Genomic DNA, 15,200 nt, shown 5'->3' with positions numbered 1-15,200 from the left:
CTGCCCCCTGCCGCTGGGCACCCCCTGAGTGTTTTTCATGGCGTGGGCTTCGCCAAGGCGAGTCAACGAATCCAGTATGAAGTCATATTCTCAGATGAAAAGGTCAACGTTTCCAGTACGAAGTCCACTAACCCGGGAAAAGAGACAACAGAAACAGGAAAGCAGACAACCTAATCAGAGAGATAAGTCAACAAAATCAGTATAATAAACAGTAATTAACAAAACAGTAACAAATCAAGGCTCTGAGGGAGTCAACACTATACAGGGAAAGACACGTTAGCAATAGCAGTATGCCTTTCTTAGGTAGGGTTGAATGCTTTCTAAACCTTGATTTATTTGCAACAACTTAATTTATATTAAAAATCGATAAGATTATTAATAAAAACATGCAGAGTGGCCTGTGTGTTGTTTTTATTTTGTAACTTTACACACTGAAAAATGAAGACTAAACGGTTTTTAATTAATTACAAATGCTGTAGCTAAAAATGGTGATAAGAAACCAATCTTGCGATGTTATATTTTATTAATCAATCTATATTATTTATTTAACAATGTCCATTAATTATTTCAGTGTCTTGTTGGCTGCAGCCTTGCTGGTGTCGTCGCCTGCTGTGGCTAAAGATAAGAAAGAAAAGAAGGAAAAGGCAAAGACCGAACAAAAGGTCGGTAAGAAGGCCAAGAAAACGTCTTTCAGCTTGTTTAAAAAGAAAAAGAAAGAGGTGCCTCAGCGAAAGGATTCGGTGAGGGTAGAGAGACCACAGGTTGATCGTAAGGGCCTCTTTCACGTAACGAAGGAGAAGAACGACTGGTTCTTCCAGATTCCCGACAGCCTGATCGGACGTCAGTTCCTGACCACCACGCGCTACACCAGTACGCCGGCATCTAGCGGCATCTTCGGTGGTGAACAGGTCAACGAGCAGACCGTCTATTTCCAGAAGGGAGTAGACAACCAGTTGCTGCTGCGTGCCAACCTTATTATAAATGTGGCCGATAGCGTAGATAAGATCAGCCGTGCTATCACTATCAGTAACGAGAACCCCATCATTGGCTCGTTCAGAATTGAAAGCCATAAGAACGGCATGTACAAGATCAAGGTCACACAGTTCTTTAATCAAGACAATGTGGCGATGGCCCTGCCTCAGTATGTCAAAAAACAATTTGAGTTGCAGGCTATGCTGGGCGATATGAGCTACATTGAGGACATCAAGTCGTTCCCCATGAACACTGAGGTGCGCACGGTGAAGACCTATGCCTCTATGGGCAGGGCACTGCCCTCAGCAGCCAGCACCGGTAAGGTCACCTTCGGATTGAACATCAGCTTTGTGCTGCTGCCCGAGAAGCCCATGATGCGACGCTACTTTGACCCTCGTGTGGGCTACTTCACCGATCGCTTCAATAGTTATGACGACAATCAGCAGCGCGTAGAAAGCAAGACGTTTGTCACACGCTGGCGCCTGGAGCCCCGTCCTGAGGATGTGGAGAAGATGAAAAATGGCGAGCTCGTAGAACCCGTGAAGCCCATTGTCTATTACATCGACCCCGCAACGCCTAAGCAGTGGCGCAAGTATCTGATCATGGGTGTAGAAGACTGGCAGAAAGCTTTCGAGAAGGCCGGCTTCAAGAATGCCATACAGGCTCGCGAATGGCCCGAGAACGATAGCACCATGAGTATGGAGGACGCTCGCTACAGCTGTATTCGCTATCTGGCTAGCCCCATTGCCAACGCTTATGGTCCTAACGTACACGACCCTCGCACGGGTGAGATACTGGAGAGTCACATTTGCTGGTATCACAACGTGATGTCGCTGGTGCACGACTGGTATATGATTCAAGCCAGCTCTATCGACGAGGCTGCCCAGAAGATGAACTACGACGAGGAACTGATGGGTCAGCTGATTCGTTTCGTCAGCTCTCACGAAGTGGGCCACACGCTGGGTCTTCGTCATAACTTCGGCAGTTCAAGCACTGTGCCTGTAGAGAACCTGCGCAATAAGTCGTGGGTAGAGGCTCACGGCCACACACCCAGTATCATGGATTATGCCCGCTTCAACTACGTAGCACAGCCCGAGGACGGCATCAGCCGTGAGGGCATCTTCCCCCGTATTGGCGACTATGATATGTGGGCCATCGCATGGGGTTATAAACCCATGCTCGAAGCTAAGGACGAGCTGGAGGATCACAAGATGCTGGAACCACTGGTTCTGGAGTCGCTGAAGAACCGCCGTTTGTGGTGGGGCGATGGCGAAGGTGAACACAGAGACCCTCGCCGTCAGACAGAGGACCTGGGCGATGATGCCGTGAAAGCTAGCTATTATGGCATTCTCAACCTGAAGCGTCTTGCTCAGAATCTCCCTGAATATACGAAGGACGACGAGAAGGATATCTACGGTAACGACCTGTCAACGATGTATAACCAGATCATAAATCAGTTCTATCGCTATTGTGGCCACGTGGCTCGTAATATCGGTGGTTATCTAGTTGAGCCCAAAACGCAGGGCATGGAGGGTAATATGTTTGAGCCACAGCCCGTGGCCAAGCAGAAGGCTGCACTGAAGTTCCTCGACGAGCAGGTGCTGCACGAGCCCATGTGGCTACGCAATGTGGCCTATGCCAAGCGTCTGGTTACCGATCCTCAGCATTTGTCTACCTCTATCGGCGAATCCGTCATGTTGATGATGATGAATCGTGTGTATGAGTTGAACGAGCTTTATACTGCTCAGCAGTATCTAACGGATCTGAGCAAACTGGTGTTCACCGAGCTTAATGCCGGCCGAAAGGTTTCTCCCTATCGTATGGCGCTGCAGAAGAGCATGCTCTCTAGCTTGATAGCCTTTAATAATTCAAATAATAGGGTGGTACGCCCAGCAGTGCTCTACACGCTGCAGCAGCTGCAGAAGAAAGCTAAGGTGGCTGCAGCTTCGGCTGCCGATGCCGAGAGCCGCGCACACTATACATTTATCTACGATCAGATTGGTCGTCAGCTTGTGTGGAAATAACGACGCTCACAGCGTTAATGCGTCAAATAGGCGTTAGCGCGCATAAAATAAAGGTTGGCACTCATATGTAAGTGCCAACCTTCTTTATTTTCCTGAGCGTTAGGCTCTGTAGGAAAGAGCCATCGTGCTCGGTTAATCGTATTACTTTTTTTCCTTGTTTACTCTGCTGCCTGAAACTCCTCGAGGAAGCGGGTGTCGTTCTCAGAGAACATGCGCAGGTCGCTGACGCGATACTTCAGGTTAGTGATGCGCTCTACGCCCATGCCAAAGGCATAGCCCGAATATTCCTTAGAGTCAATGCCGCACTGCTCCAGCACGTTGGGGTCCACCATGCCGCATCCCAGAATCTCAACCCATCCGGTGTGCTTGCAGAAGCCGCAACCCTCGCCACCGCAGATGAAGCATGAGATGTCCATTTCGGCAGAAGGCTCGGTGAATGGGAAGTAGGAAGGACGTAAGCGAATCTTGGTGTCGGCGCCAAACATCTCGCGTGCAAACGACAGCAGCACCTGCTTCAGGTCGGTAAACGACACGTTCTTGTCGATATACAGACCTTCCACTTGGTGGAAGAAGCAGTGGGCACGAGCCGTGATGGCCTCGTTGCGATAGACGCGTCCTGGGCAAATCACGCGGATAGGAGCCGTCAGCTTGCCGTCCTCGGTGTGCATCTGCTCCATGATGCGTGCCTGCACCGAAGAGGTGTGCGAACGCAGCAGGATGTTTTTTGTCACATCGTTGGGATGTTGACTCACGAAGAATGTATCTTGCATATCGCGTGCAGGATGATCGGCAGCAAAGTTCATCTTGGTGAACACGTGCAGGTCGTCCTCCACCTCGGGGCCGTCGGCCAAGACGAAGCCCATGCGGCTGAATATATCAATAATCTCGTTGGTGACAATGGTCAGCGGATGACGTGTGCCCAGCGCTATGGGATAGGGTGTTCTTGTCAGGTCTATTTGCTCGTTGCCTGTCTCCTGAGTCGCAGTAGCCTCTCGCAGTTGGTTGATGCGCTCTGTGATGCGCTGCTTCAACTCGTTGATTTTCATACCCACTTCTTTCTTCTGCTCTGCGGGCACGTTGCGGAAGTCGTTCATCAGCTCTGTGATTTCACCCTTTTTGCTCAGGTACTTCAGTCGCAGCTGCTCCACTTCCTCTGCATTCTTCGCCTTCAGCTCGTCGACCTGCTGAAGGAGTTGATTGATCTTATCTACTATCATGATTGTTTATGTATGTATTTCCTAAATGTCTATTTCTTTGCTAAGTTAAAGTTGTAGTATTCCTTGTCACCGGTGATGTCCTTGATGGCTTTCAGAAATGGTGGGAACTTCACGGGTTCGCCCTGGGCAATGCCTTTCGTCTCGAGAATGATAAGACCATGCAGTTGATCCTGAAAGGTGTCCACCTCAAAGAATTGTCCCTGCCAGATGAAACTGTGGCGATGCTTGCGAATGGTCTTTCTGCTGGGGTCGGCTAGGCCTAGCAACATCTCGTAGAGGCTGTTGTTGATTTGGCGTTCTACGACTAGCTCTTCTGTTGCCGACTGCTGCTTCTTGGTGGTGTGCACATACACATACTTGCCGTCCCATGCACGCTTGCGAAGACGTATCTCTGTCCCGGGTTCTCCCTGTAGGTATGTCTGTGTGATGTCGCTTTCTATGCAGTCTTCGGGCAGTTGTCCCGTCACTTCCACGATGTATTTGCGCTCCTCCTCAATGGGTTGGGGCAGGCCTAGCACGCTGCTGATCTCTTTCAGCACTCGGCGCATCTTTGCTTCAAAGTCGTCGTGGTTGTTGATGACGCGCAAGTGGGGATGACCGTTCCAGGCACGAATCACCTTCTTGTCCAGTGAGCGTGCTATCTTCAGGCCTTCTTCCGTCATCGGCTCGTTGCGCTGGGCGTTGTTGGCTGTGGTGTAGTATTGCTCAGCTCCATCGGCTGCCGACACCAAGTGAAGGATGGCGTCATAGCGATTGCGCAGTTCGGGAGATGTGGTGCCCACGGCACGTGTGATGTCTGCCCATGTTTCGGGATTCATGTAGGCAGAGATATCCATAGTGCCGCGGTCGCAGACAATGAGGCAAGGTTGCTCGGTGCATTCCTGTGCCATACGCATAAATTTGTCCTCAAGTGCCAACTGAATCTCGAGTGTTGCTTTCTCGCCTTCATAGAAGAAACCCTTGTTCTTCGTCAGGTAGTTCATACCGGCTTGTGTGAAGAGGGTGGGTACTTCTGGGATAGTAAATACTTTATATCCTAAATTAGAGAAATGTTCAATGATGCGCACCAATGCGGTCGTTTTGCCTGCGCATGGTCCGCCCGTGAGGACTATTTTCTTTATATCGTTCATCGTCTATTTCCTTATTCGCGTGCAAAATTAATAATAATTAGGCAAAAAGCAAAATATTATACTAATTTTCTCTAATTACATAGGGAGTGACAATCCTTACACAAACTTTTGGATGAGACTGACGAAGCGTTGTCCGTACTTCACTTTCTTGAACTCACCGATGCCCGAAATGAAGCCAAACTGCTCGATGCTGGTGGGCTTGATGGTGGCCAGCGAGTGGAGCACTTTGTCGCTGAACACGATATAGGGTGGCATGTTCTCTTCCTGGGCGCAGAGCATTCGCAACTGTCTGAGGGCTTCAAACAGTTTAGGGTCTTCTGTGCCCGTGGTGGCAGCCAATCCGGGAATGGTGATAGCGGGTATCTGCAGTTGCAACTTGTGCTTCGTGCGGCGGGTGGTGGCCTCTTTCGTGCTGCGATCTATCACGCACAGGTCTATCTGCTTGCGTCCGTAAAGTACCTCTTCGCCCAGTGGGGTGATCTTGGCGTGTTGCTTCTCGTCGTAGGCTATCTCGATGAGTCCCAACTGCAGCATCTGCAACAGGTAGTCCTGCCAGTCGTTGATGGTGTGGTCTTTGCCCACACTAAAGGTCTTCAGCTGGTCGTAGCCCATCTTTTTGACCTCGGGCGAATGCATGCCTTTTACTATCTCTACTGTTGTTGATATGCGTATTTGCTCGTTGGTGCGTTTGATGGCGCTGAGTGCCATCTGGCAGAGCTTGGTACCATCGAAGCGCTGGGGCGGATTCTGACAGATGTCGCAGTTGCAGCAGTCGTGATCCATCTGTTCGCCAAAGTAGTTTAGCAGGATGCGTCTTCGGCAAATGCTCGACTCAGCATACTCTTGCATACGGTGTAACTTGTCCATGTTGATGTCTTGCTGTCCGCTTTGCTTGGCAAACTCCGACAGTTGCACAATGTCGCTAAGCGAATAGAACAGCACCGTGTCGGCACTGGCTCCATCGCGCCCCGCACGGCCAATCTCCTGATAGAAGCTTTCAATGCTCTTCGGCATGTTGAAATGAATCACCCATCTAACGTTGCTTTTGTCAATTCCCATGCCAAATGCTACGGTGGCACAAACCACCTGCACTTGGTCGTTTTTGAACAGCTCTTGGGTGTGGCTTCGCTCTTGCGGAGAGAGTGCTGCGTGGTAGGGCAGTGCTTGTATGCCGAGACGGCGCAATTGCTCTGCCACCTTCTCCGTGCTCTTCCTGCTGAGGCAATAGATGATGCCTGCATCCAGTGGTCTCGCCTTGATGAAGTTCTGGATAAAAGAAAGTTTTTCCTTCTCTTTATAACCTCTTTTAACCGAGAGGCTTAGGTTTGGACGATCAAAGCTACTGATGAACTCGTTGCAGCCTTCCATCTTCAGTTGTTTCAGAATGTCGCGACGCGTAATTTTGTCAGCTGTGGCCGTCAGCGCCATGATGGGCGTGCGCGGAAACTGTTCGCGCAGTTTTCCCAATTGCGTATATTCCGGTCGGAAATCGTGTCCCCACTGACTGATGCAATGTGCCTCGTCGATGGCAAAGAGTGAAATGTTTATTTGTTTCAAAAGAAAATCCATCTCAGCCAAGAGTCTTTCAGGCGAGATGTAGAGTAGCTTCAGTTGCCCCATCGCGCACTTGCGACGGATGATGGTATCGGTGGTCGAGTCGTTGTTCGAATTGAGGGCTTCCGCCTCAATACCGTTGCTCTTCAGCGTCTCCACCTGGTCTTTCATCAGGCTGATCAGTGGCGACACAACAATGGCTGTGCCGGGCAGTGCCAGGGCGGGAATCTGATAGCAGAGGCTCTTACCGCCGCCCGTGGGCATCAGCACCAGCGTGTCTTTGCCGTTGAGTACGTTGCGGATGATAGCCTCTTGCTGCGGACGAAAGGTGTCGTAGCCATAATGGCGCTTCAATAGTTCATAGATCATCTGTGACCCTCCTTTCCTGCGCAGTTGGCGCAGATGCCTTTCACCACATATTCGGTTTCTTCCACCTCGAAGCCCTCGGGTAGCGGCACCGAGGGAATTCTGACGTTGGGCAGGCAGTAAGTGCGATGGCACAAGCGACACGACAGGTGTACGTGACCCGTGCAGTGGCGGGTGTCGTCGTGATGGCACACGCAGTATTTCTGTGATCCCGACCCGTCGTCAATCTCGTGAAGCAGGTGCGCTTCGTTCAGAAGGGTCAGTGTGCGGAAAAGGGTTGATTTGTCAACCGTCTTAAGGCCCATTTCCAGGTCGTTAAGACTGAAGGCATCCGTATAGTTGTGGCGTATGTAATGCCATACGAGCAGGCGCACGGCTGTCACTCTGATGCCGGCCTGTTGCAGGGTTTGTTCGTCGGAGGTGTTTGTATGCATCGTGTCTGAAATAATTATAGGTGCAAAGGTAGAAAAAAAACTTGATTTAAGGAATAGTGATAATAAATTATTTCGTATCTTTGCAAACGCTATGAGGAATGAATTACTTAATAAAGTACTGAGAAAGTTGGGGATTGACCAACTGAGCATGATGCAGCAGGAGGCTGAAGAGCATATCCTGCGTGGGCGTCATGATGTCGTGATACTTTCTCCCACGGGTTCGGGCAAGACGCTGGCTTATCTTTTGCCGCTCATCCAGTTGCTCGACGCTTCCAGCAGCGAGGTTCAGGCGCTGGTGGTGCTGCCTAGTCGCGAATTGGCCATGCAGTCGGATGCGGTCTTGAAGTCGATGGGCTCAGGACTGCGTTCACAGAGCTGTTATGGTGGCCGTGCGACGATGGATGAACACAGAGTCTTGAAGCAGAACCGTCCGCAACTGGTGTTTGGTACGCCTGGTCGACTGAATGACCATCTGGACAAGGGTAATATTGACGCACACCATATTAAATATATAATAATAGACGAGTTTGATAAGTGCCTAGAGATGGGCTTCCAAAACGAGATGTCTAAGTTGATAGATAGTTTGCCCTCGCTCGAACGTCGCATCCTGCTTTCGGCTACCGATGCCGAACAGATACCTCAGTTCGTAGAGATGCGGCGCACGGATCGTCTCGACTATCTGGTAGAAGACGAGCCCGTCAACGACCGCGTGCAGGTGTATCAGGTGGATAGTCCTGAGAAAGATAAACTTGGCACGTTGGCACGCTTGCTTCTCTCTTTGGGCGAGAGCCAGAGCATCGTGTTTCTGAACTACCGCGACTCGGTGGTGCGCACGGATGAGTACTTGCGCCAGCAAGGGTTTGTGACAAGTGCTTTTCATGGCGGCTTAGAACAACGACAGCGCGAGGATGCTCTGTATAAGTTCTCAAACGGGTCAGCTACGGTGCTGGTATCTACTGATCTGGCCTCTCGTGGTCTCGACATTCCGCAAATCGATAATATCATTCATTATCACTTGCCCCTCAACGAGGAAGCACTCGTGCATCGCGTGGGGCGCACCGCCCGCTGGGATGCCTCGGGAAAGACGTTCTTCCTGATAGGTCCCGAAGAACACCTGCCCGAATTTGTGGAAGCTGGTGTGGAGAGCTATGAGGTGGAGGTTACCAACGAGAAGCCTTCGGCACCACGCATGACAACGCTCTATATCGGTAAAGGCAAGAAAGACAAGATATCGAAGGGCGACATCGTGGGCTTCCTTTGCAAGAAGGGAGGGCTGCAGACCTCCGAAATCGGGCGTATAGACGTGGCCGAGCGCTATGCCTATGTCGCTGTGAAGCGCGAGAAGCTGCAGCAGGTCATCAGGATGACGCGCGGCGAGAAAATAAAAGGCGTGCGCACAATCCTGGAACCTGTGCGCTAGAAATGCAAATTATTAAAGATTTGATACGTTGAGTTGACAATATGATAGGAAAAGTGCGGTTTTGCATTAATTTATGCCAAAATATTTGCTGGTTTAAAAATAAAATTGTAATTTCGCAACGTTTTTAAGAAAAAGGTTATTAAACTAAATAATTAATCAAACAATTTTATGAAGAAGTACAACTTTAATGCCGGCCCTTCGATGCTTCCTCGCGAAGTCATTGAGGCCACCGCTAAACAGTGTTTAGACTTCAATGGTTCTGGTCTTTCTCTGATGGAGATCAGCCATCGTGCCAAGGATTTCCAGCCCGTCGTTGACGAGGCTGTAGCGCTTGTTAAAGAGCTGTTGCAGGTTCCTGAGGGTTACTCCGTAATCTTCCTTGGTGGAGGCGCATCCCTTGAGTTCTGTATGATTCCTTATAACTTCTTGATTAAGAAGGCCGCCTATCTGAACACTGGTGTTTGGGCAAAGAAGGCTATGAAGGAAGCAAAACTTTTCGGTGAGGTAGTTGAGGTCGCTTCTTCTGCTGATGCAAACTACACTTTCATTCCTAAGGATTGGACAGTGCCTGCAGATGCTGACTATCTGCACATCACCACCAACAATACTATCTACGGTACTGAGCTTCGCAAGGATCTCGACGTGCCCGTTCGCTTGATTGCCGATATGTCTTCCGACATTTTCAGCCGTCCTATCGACGTAGCTAAGTACGATGCTATCTATGCCGGTGCTCAGAAGAACCTGGCTATGGCAGGTGTAACTATCGTGATCGTGAAGGACGATGCTCTGGGTAAGGCTCCTCGTCAGATCCCTACTATGCTCGACTATCGCACACACGTGTCTAAGGGCTCAATGTTCAACACACCTCCTGTAGTGCCCATCTACAGCGCACTCGAGAACCTGCGTTGGATCAAGAAGCAGGGTGGTGTAGAGGCTATGGATAAACTGGCTCAGCAGCGTGCAGAGATTGTCTATGGCGAGATTGACCGCAACAAGATGTTCGTAGGCACCGCTCAGGAGGCCGATCGTTCACTGATGAACATCTGCTTCGTGATGGCTCCTGAGTACAAGGAGCTAGAGAAAGACTTCCTCGACTTCGCAGTATCTAAGGGTATGGTTGGTGTTAAGGGGCACCGTGATGTTGGTGGTTTCCGCGCTTCTTGCTACAATGCTCAGACCATCGAAGGTGTCAACGCCCTCGTTGCTTGCATGAAGGAGTTCGAAGCAAACCATTAATCAATAGTCAATGTTCAATGTTCAATGAAATAAAATGAAAGTTTTAGTTGCAACAGAGAAACCATTCGCAGCAGCTGCTGTCAATGGTATTAAGGCAGAGATTGAAGCAGCCGGCAATGAGCTGGTGCTGCTCGAGAAATATACAGAAAAGGCTCAGCTGCTGGCTGCAGTAGCCGATGCCGATGCGCTGATTATCCGTTCGGATAAGGTAGATGCAGAGGTGCTTGATGCTGCTAAGCAGTTGAAGATTGTAGTTCGTGCAGGTGCTGGCTACGACAACATCGACCTGGCTGCAGCCACTGCCCACAATGTAGTGGCAGAGAATACACCTGGTCAGAACTCAAATGCTGTTGCAGAGCTGGTGTTCGGTCTCCTCGTGATGGCTGTACGCGGTTTCTACAATGGTAAGAGTGGCAGCGAGCTGCTGGGCAAGAAGTTGGGTATCTTGGCTTTTGGCAACGTAGGTCGCAATGTGGCTCGTATCGCCAAGGGCTTTGGTATGGAGGTCTATGCCTACGATGCTTTCTGTCCTGCTGACGTGATCGAGGCTGCTGGCGTACATGCCGTAGCTAATCAGGAGGCTCTGTTCGAGACCTGTGATGTCGTTTCACTCCATATCCCTGCTACCCCCGAGACCAAGCAGAGTATCAATGCAGCATTGGTAGGCAAGATGAAGAAGGGCGGCGTGCTGGTTAACACGGCCCGCAAGGAGGTGATCAACGAGCCAGAGCTCATCAAGTTGATGGCTGAGCGTGAGGACCTTAAGTTTGTTACCGATATCATGCCCGATGCCAACGATGAGTTCCTGAAGTTCGAGGGTCGCTACTTCTCGACACCTAAGAAAATGGGAGCACAGACGGCCGAGGCCAACATCAATGCTGGTATCGCTGCTGCTAAGCAGATCAACGCTTTCTTCAAGGATGGCGACACAAAGTTCCAGGTAAACAAGTAATCACGCAAGAAACAAGTATTCCGTTTCTATCAGCGTGAGTCGCTCGATATAATAATCCCAGACTTGTACTTCTGCAGGTCTGGGATTTTCTTATCTGTTCCTTTGCTATTATTGTTGCTATCTAAAAAAAATATCCCTGACTTTTATAATGTAAGTCAGGGATATATTATTAATTTGGAACTATCAACATTATGAAACCTCAATGGCTTTAGTCACTTTCTCCTTTGGTTCGGTCTTCGGCATCGTGATTGTCAAAATGCCATCCTCTACCTTAGCAGAAATCTTATCGCGCATCACATCGTCTGGCAGGGTGTAGCTCTGTTCGTAGTTAGAGTAGCTGAACTCCCGACGCAGATAGTGGCGATGACTGTCTTCATGCTTGTGTTCCTGCTTGGCCTCAATAGCGATGGTGAGGTTGCCCTCATCGTTGATCCCTACACGGCAATATTCTTTCTTTATGCCTGGAGCTGCAAGTTCCATGATGTAGCTCTTGTCGTTCTCCTTGACATTGACTGCGGGTGCTGTACTGTTGGCACGAGGCATCCAATCATTGTTCAAGAAATCCTCAAATACTGTTGGCATCCAACTGTTCTGAAACATTACTGGTAACATAATCAATACCTCCTAATTATACTTTTAGTTTAACTTATTTGTTCTTGATCGCCTCGGCTTTCGCTTTGGCTTTCATCTGTGATAGTGCAAAGCATGTGCCCGTGGTAGCAGGGCGGGGCAGAGACGCTGGCATACTTGCCAAACTGGCACGGATTTTAAACTCGCTTAAACTATGCTGACAATTCTTTAAACTCACTTAAACGTTGGCTGAAAGTTTGTCATACCCCATTGATTGTTGATTGTAAACGACGGTATTCTGCATAATATTTACTACCTTTGCACGGAAATTTGGTTCTAGTAATAATAAATACCCATCACAACACCACGTTATGAGTGAGTTCCGAGAAATGAGACGAAAGCGTCAGCAACTGACTGACGCAGACAGCATCGCCGTTCTGCAGAAGGCTACTTCTGGCACATTAGCCTTGTTGGGCGATAATGACTATCCCTATGCCGTGCCCATCAGCTATGTCTATGACAACGGCAAACTATACTTCCACAGTGCTATGGCTGGCCATAAAGTGGATGCCATCCGCAGATGCAACAAAGCCTCTTTTTGTGTTATAGAAAAGGACGATGTGAGACCAGAGAAGTACACCACCTACTTTCGTAGTGTGATAGCCTTTGGCAGAATTGAAATTGTAGAGGATGAAGCCGAGAAACGAACCATCATGCATATGATGGGTAATCGCTTTAATCCCAACCATGACGACGCCTTGCAGAAAGAACTGGAAAGCGGCCTTGCACATATGCTGGCCATCCGTATGGACATTGAGCACCTGACAGGTAAAGAGGCTATTGAGTTGGTAAGGCAGCGCGGTGGTAATTAGAATTTAACGATTGAATAGCGACTAATGTTCTATTCATATTATTCAGAATTTGGGGTGTAGGCATAATGAACTTAGGGAGATTCATGCAATGCCTACGAGCTCAATTTCAAAGATAAGTGTGGAACCGCCAGGAATACCAGGCTGCGAAAACTTGCCATAGCCCATCTCGGCAGGGATATAAATCTCCCATTTATCACCAATGTGCATCTGCTGCATGGCGATAATCCAACCTTCGATCAGGTCACACAAGCGGCAAGCTAATGGCACACTACCACGACTGCTGTCAAATTGTTTGCCGTCAATGGTCCAGCCTGTATAATGTGCTGTGATAATGCTGCGAACCGTTGGTCTTGCACTGTCCTTGATACCCTCACTCAGTACCTTGTAATAAATACCCTTAGGTAGCGCCTTTACACCATCCTCTTTGGCTTTTGCTTCCAGCCAATCCTTGTTGGCCTGTATGTATTGGGCTTTACTTTTCTCTTTTGCCATGTTGTTAAAGTTTAGCCATGAATTTTCCTCTGTCAACGATAAATCTTAGGTGTGTACCTTCACCTAGCAATACGTCTTCAAAGTATGCGCTCACTTTGAAGAATATCTTCTTTCCATCTATGTTGGTTACTTCTGCTGTTGCCGTTATCTTGTCGCCTATCTTCGAAGGTCTAATGTGTGACGATTCTATATGCCCGCCAACAGTGGTGCTACCTTCTGCTAGTTCTTTAGCGACTGCAAGCATAGCTGCATTTTCCATCAATGCCATCATAGCTGGAGTTGCCAATACAGGCATATCTCCAGATCCTATGTAACTAGCAGTAACGGCATCGGTAACCGTCATTTCACTTGTATGTTTAAGTCCAATCTCTATCATTTTTCTTGAAGTGTCGTGATGATGTGTGCAAAGGTAGTAATTTATTCCGTTGCATCGTCTGTGAAGCAGATATTGTTTCTTATATCATAGTAATACTTTGCAAATATATACATCTTTTTTCTATTGTACAAATTTCTCTTCTTATTTCTGTTTCAACGTCCTCAGAGATTGTTCTCTTAGACTTAATTTCATTCTTTGTAGGTGATGTGGCAGACATCCTTTGTGTACTATGCCTTTGACGAGTGATCAGACCTCAATTGTATCACCCTCTCTGCTGATTTCCCAGAATGGTATTTCTTTTTCATCCGTAAACTCCTTCATACGCCAAGCAGATTTAAAACCACTGGCCACGAAGTGCATGGGTACAAAAAGGCCAACCTTGAAGCGGTCAATAAATTGTCGGCCACCAAGGGTATAGCCATTGCCGATACGCCCGTCAACAGGGAACATCACTATGTCGAAACGATCCGCAATCTTGCGAATATCCTTCAGTTCGCCAAGATATTGCTTCTCATGGGCAATCGGGTCTATATCTTCGTTAAACTCCTCACTGTAGATGGTTTCGCCTGGTTTTGCTTCTGACAGAAATCTCGCATACCAATTGTTTAGGTCGCCAGCATGGAAGATGCGTTTACCGTCTGTCTCTACAATCCACGACACGCCGCTGTCTGTGCTGCCTAATGCCCATACGGACAAAGTACCGTCTGACCAGGTGCCGCCCTTGGCCATCCATACATCGGCATCTTCCTTTTGGGCTCTCCGATGCTTATAGATATCCTTGGATAGTATATAGGTGATGCCCTCATGTTGCTTTCTCCATTCAAAGATTGTAGAATTGAAGTGGTCTTCGTGAAAATGACTGGAGAACACATAGATGGGCTTGTCTTTTTTCAGAAATGATGGGACAATGCCTTTCAAATCCATCCAATAATCAAATATCAGGATGGATTTTTCCGTTTCAAGTACGAAACAACTGTGAAAAACGTAGGTCAATGTCATTGCTGAAGCATTTTGCAGAGATTATCATCTCTGATAACTTTTGGTGCCGCCTTGCCAGCCAGCACCAACACTTTCTTACCATTGCGATAGATATGAAGCTGACGTGAACGAACTGTAGCTGTCACCTCAGCATCGTCCTGCATGGCCAGCCACAACGGATGATAAACACCATCCTCCTCAAACAGCTTCCGCTGCAAGTGCGAACACATATTGCTTGTGTCAACTGTCATTCTATTACTTCTTGACTTTCATATACTTCATTTTTACAATCTCATAGGAGTTGCGAGTCAGCTCCTTCAGCAAATGGTTGGGCGCAGTTTTTGGATTGATGCCAATCCAATGCTTAGGCGATTCATTGTGTGGATTGCCAATGCAGTCATACTGTGCCTTCAAGTCTTCAATGCGCTCTGGCTGGCATTTCAATGAGATAACCGAGAAATCATTACAATCAAAGAAAGAGAACATATGTCCCATAACGTAAAACACCAGTACACCTTCGCCGTTTTTAAATCTCTTGAAAGGCAATTTTTCTTCTATATCAGGACCTAATGAAAGGCAATATTCACGATAGTCTTCTATATTCATG

General features: G+C 48.4%; 15 protein-coding genes. 5 read left to right on the top strand and 10 right to left on the bottom strand.

Annotated features, from left to right (window positions below):
* Nucleotides 1-551: 551 nt before the first annotated feature.
* Nucleotides 552-2,996 carry a zinc-dependent metalloprotease gene (locus T433_RS0109900; protein WP_027455683.1) on the top strand — a complete coding sequence of 815 codons (2,445 nt, stop codon included), beginning with the start codon at nt 552-554 and terminating at the stop codon, nt 2,994-2,996.
* Between the two features lie 158 nt (nt 2,997-3,154).
* On the opposite strand, the gene pheS is transcribed toward T433_RS0109900, so the two are convergent.
* The 4 genes from pheS to T433_RS0109880 all read right to left on the bottom strand — a co-directional run bounded on the left by pheS (nt 3,155) and on the right by T433_RS0109880 (nt 7,697).
* A complete protein-coding gene (gene pheS / locus T433_RS0109895; RefSeq protein ID WP_027449795.1) occupies nt 3,155-4,213 on the bottom strand; it encodes a phenylalanine--tRNA ligase subunit alpha in 1,059 nt (352 codons plus the stop codon).
* A gap of 29 nt (nt 4,214-4,242) precedes the next feature.
* Nucleotides 4,243-5,343: an AAA family ATPase gene (locus tag T433_RS0109890; RefSeq protein WP_027449796.1), complete on the bottom strand. Its 1,101-nt coding sequence runs from the start codon at nt 5,341-5,343 to the stop codon at nt 4,243-4,245.
* A gap of 96 nt (nt 5,344-5,439) precedes the next feature.
* On the bottom strand, nt 5,440-7,263 hold the full coding sequence (recQ, locus tag T433_RS0109885) for a DNA helicase RecQ (RefSeq protein WP_027455682.1): 1,824 nt from the start codon (nt 7,261-7,263) through the stop codon (nt 5,440-5,442).
* On the bottom strand, nt 7,263-7,697 hold the full coding sequence (locus tag T433_RS0109880; RefSeq protein WP_027455681.1) for a Fur family transcriptional regulator: 435 nt from the start codon (nt 7,695-7,697) through the stop codon (nt 7,263-7,265). The genes recQ and T433_RS0109880 overlap by 1 nt, the downstream gene beginning before the upstream one ends.
* 91 nt (nt 7,698-7,788) lie before the next feature.
* Between T433_RS0109880 and T433_RS0109875 the strand changes: the two genes are divergently transcribed.
* The 3 genes from T433_RS0109875 to T433_RS0109865 all read left to right on the top strand — a co-directional run bounded on the left by T433_RS0109875 (nt 7,789) and on the right by T433_RS0109865 (nt 11,305).
* Complete coding sequence (locus T433_RS0109875) at nt 7,789-9,117, top strand: DEAD/DEAH box helicase (protein WP_027449799.1); 1,329 nt, start codon at nt 7,789-7,791, stop codon at nt 9,115-9,117.
* A gap of 168 nt (nt 9,118-9,285) precedes the next feature.
* A complete protein-coding gene (serC, locus tag T433_RS0109870; protein ID WP_027449800.1) occupies nt 9,286-10,353 on the top strand; it encodes a 3-phosphoserine/phosphohydroxythreonine transaminase in 1,068 nt (355 codons plus the stop codon).
* Nucleotides 10,354-10,387: 34 nt separating this feature from the next.
* Entirely contained in the window at nt 10,388-11,305 is a 918-nt protein-coding gene (locus T433_RS0109865; RefSeq protein WP_027449801.1) for an NAD(P)-dependent oxidoreductase, read from the top strand.
* Nucleotides 11,306-11,494: 189 nt separating this feature from the next.
* Here the strand turns inward: T433_RS0109865 and T433_RS0109860 are convergent, their stop codons facing one another.
* The gene (locus T433_RS0109860; protein ID WP_248616510.1) at nt 11,495-11,887 is read right to left on the bottom strand and encodes an Hsp20/alpha crystallin family protein; all 393 of its coding nucleotides are present in this window, start codon (nt 11,885-11,887) and stop codon (nt 11,495-11,497) included.
* Nucleotides 11,888-12,246: 359 nt separating this feature from the next.
* Between T433_RS0109860 and T433_RS0109855 the strand changes: the two genes are divergently transcribed.
* The gene (locus T433_RS0109855) at nt 12,247-12,747 is read left to right on the top strand and encodes a NimIJ family nitroimidazole resistance protein (RefSeq protein WP_027455679.1); all 501 of its coding nucleotides are present in this window, start codon (nt 12,247-12,249) and stop codon (nt 12,745-12,747) included.
* A gap of 81 nt (nt 12,748-12,828) precedes the next feature.
* On the opposite strand, the gene bamJ is transcribed toward T433_RS0109855, so the two are convergent.
* The 5 genes from bamJ to T433_RS0109830 form a co-directional block, all read right to left on the bottom strand.
* A complete protein-coding gene (gene bamJ / locus T433_RS0109850) occupies nt 12,829-13,239 on the bottom strand; it encodes a BamJ family beta-barrel-assembly machinery protein (protein ID WP_027455678.1) in 411 nt (136 codons plus the stop codon).
* Nucleotides 13,240-13,243: 4 nt separating this feature from the next.
* Nucleotides 13,244-13,615 carry a thioesterase family protein gene (locus T433_RS0109845; protein WP_027449805.1) on the bottom strand — a complete coding sequence of 124 codons (372 nt, stop codon included), beginning with the start codon at nt 13,613-13,615 and terminating at the stop codon, nt 13,244-13,246.
* 246 nt (nt 13,616-13,861) lie between these two features.
* The gene (locus T433_RS0109840; RefSeq protein ID WP_027455677.1) at nt 13,862-14,614 is read right to left on the bottom strand and encodes an MBL fold metallo-hydrolase; all 753 of its coding nucleotides are present in this window, start codon (nt 14,612-14,614) and stop codon (nt 13,862-13,864) included.
* Nucleotides 14,611-14,844, bottom strand: a complete 234-nt coding sequence (locus T433_RS0109835; RefSeq protein ID WP_027455676.1) for a hypothetical protein — start codon at nt 14,842-14,844, stop codon at nt 14,611-14,613. The genes T433_RS0109840 and T433_RS0109835 overlap by 4 nt, the downstream gene beginning before the upstream one ends.
* Nucleotides 14,845-14,848: 4 nt before the next feature.
* The gene (locus T433_RS0109830) at nt 14,849-15,199 is read right to left on the bottom strand and encodes an MmcQ/YjbR family DNA-binding protein (protein ID WP_027455675.1); all 351 of its coding nucleotides are present in this window, start codon (nt 15,197-15,199) and stop codon (nt 14,849-14,851) included.
* Between the last annotated feature and the right edge of the window lies 1 nt (nt 15,200).

Source organism: Xylanibacter brevis ATCC 19188 (assembly GCF_000621725.1).
Lineage (GTDB): Bacteria > Bacteroidota > Bacteroidia > Bacteroidales > Bacteroidaceae > Prevotella > Prevotella brevis.
This window is presented reverse-complemented; position numbering and strand designations above follow the sequence as displayed.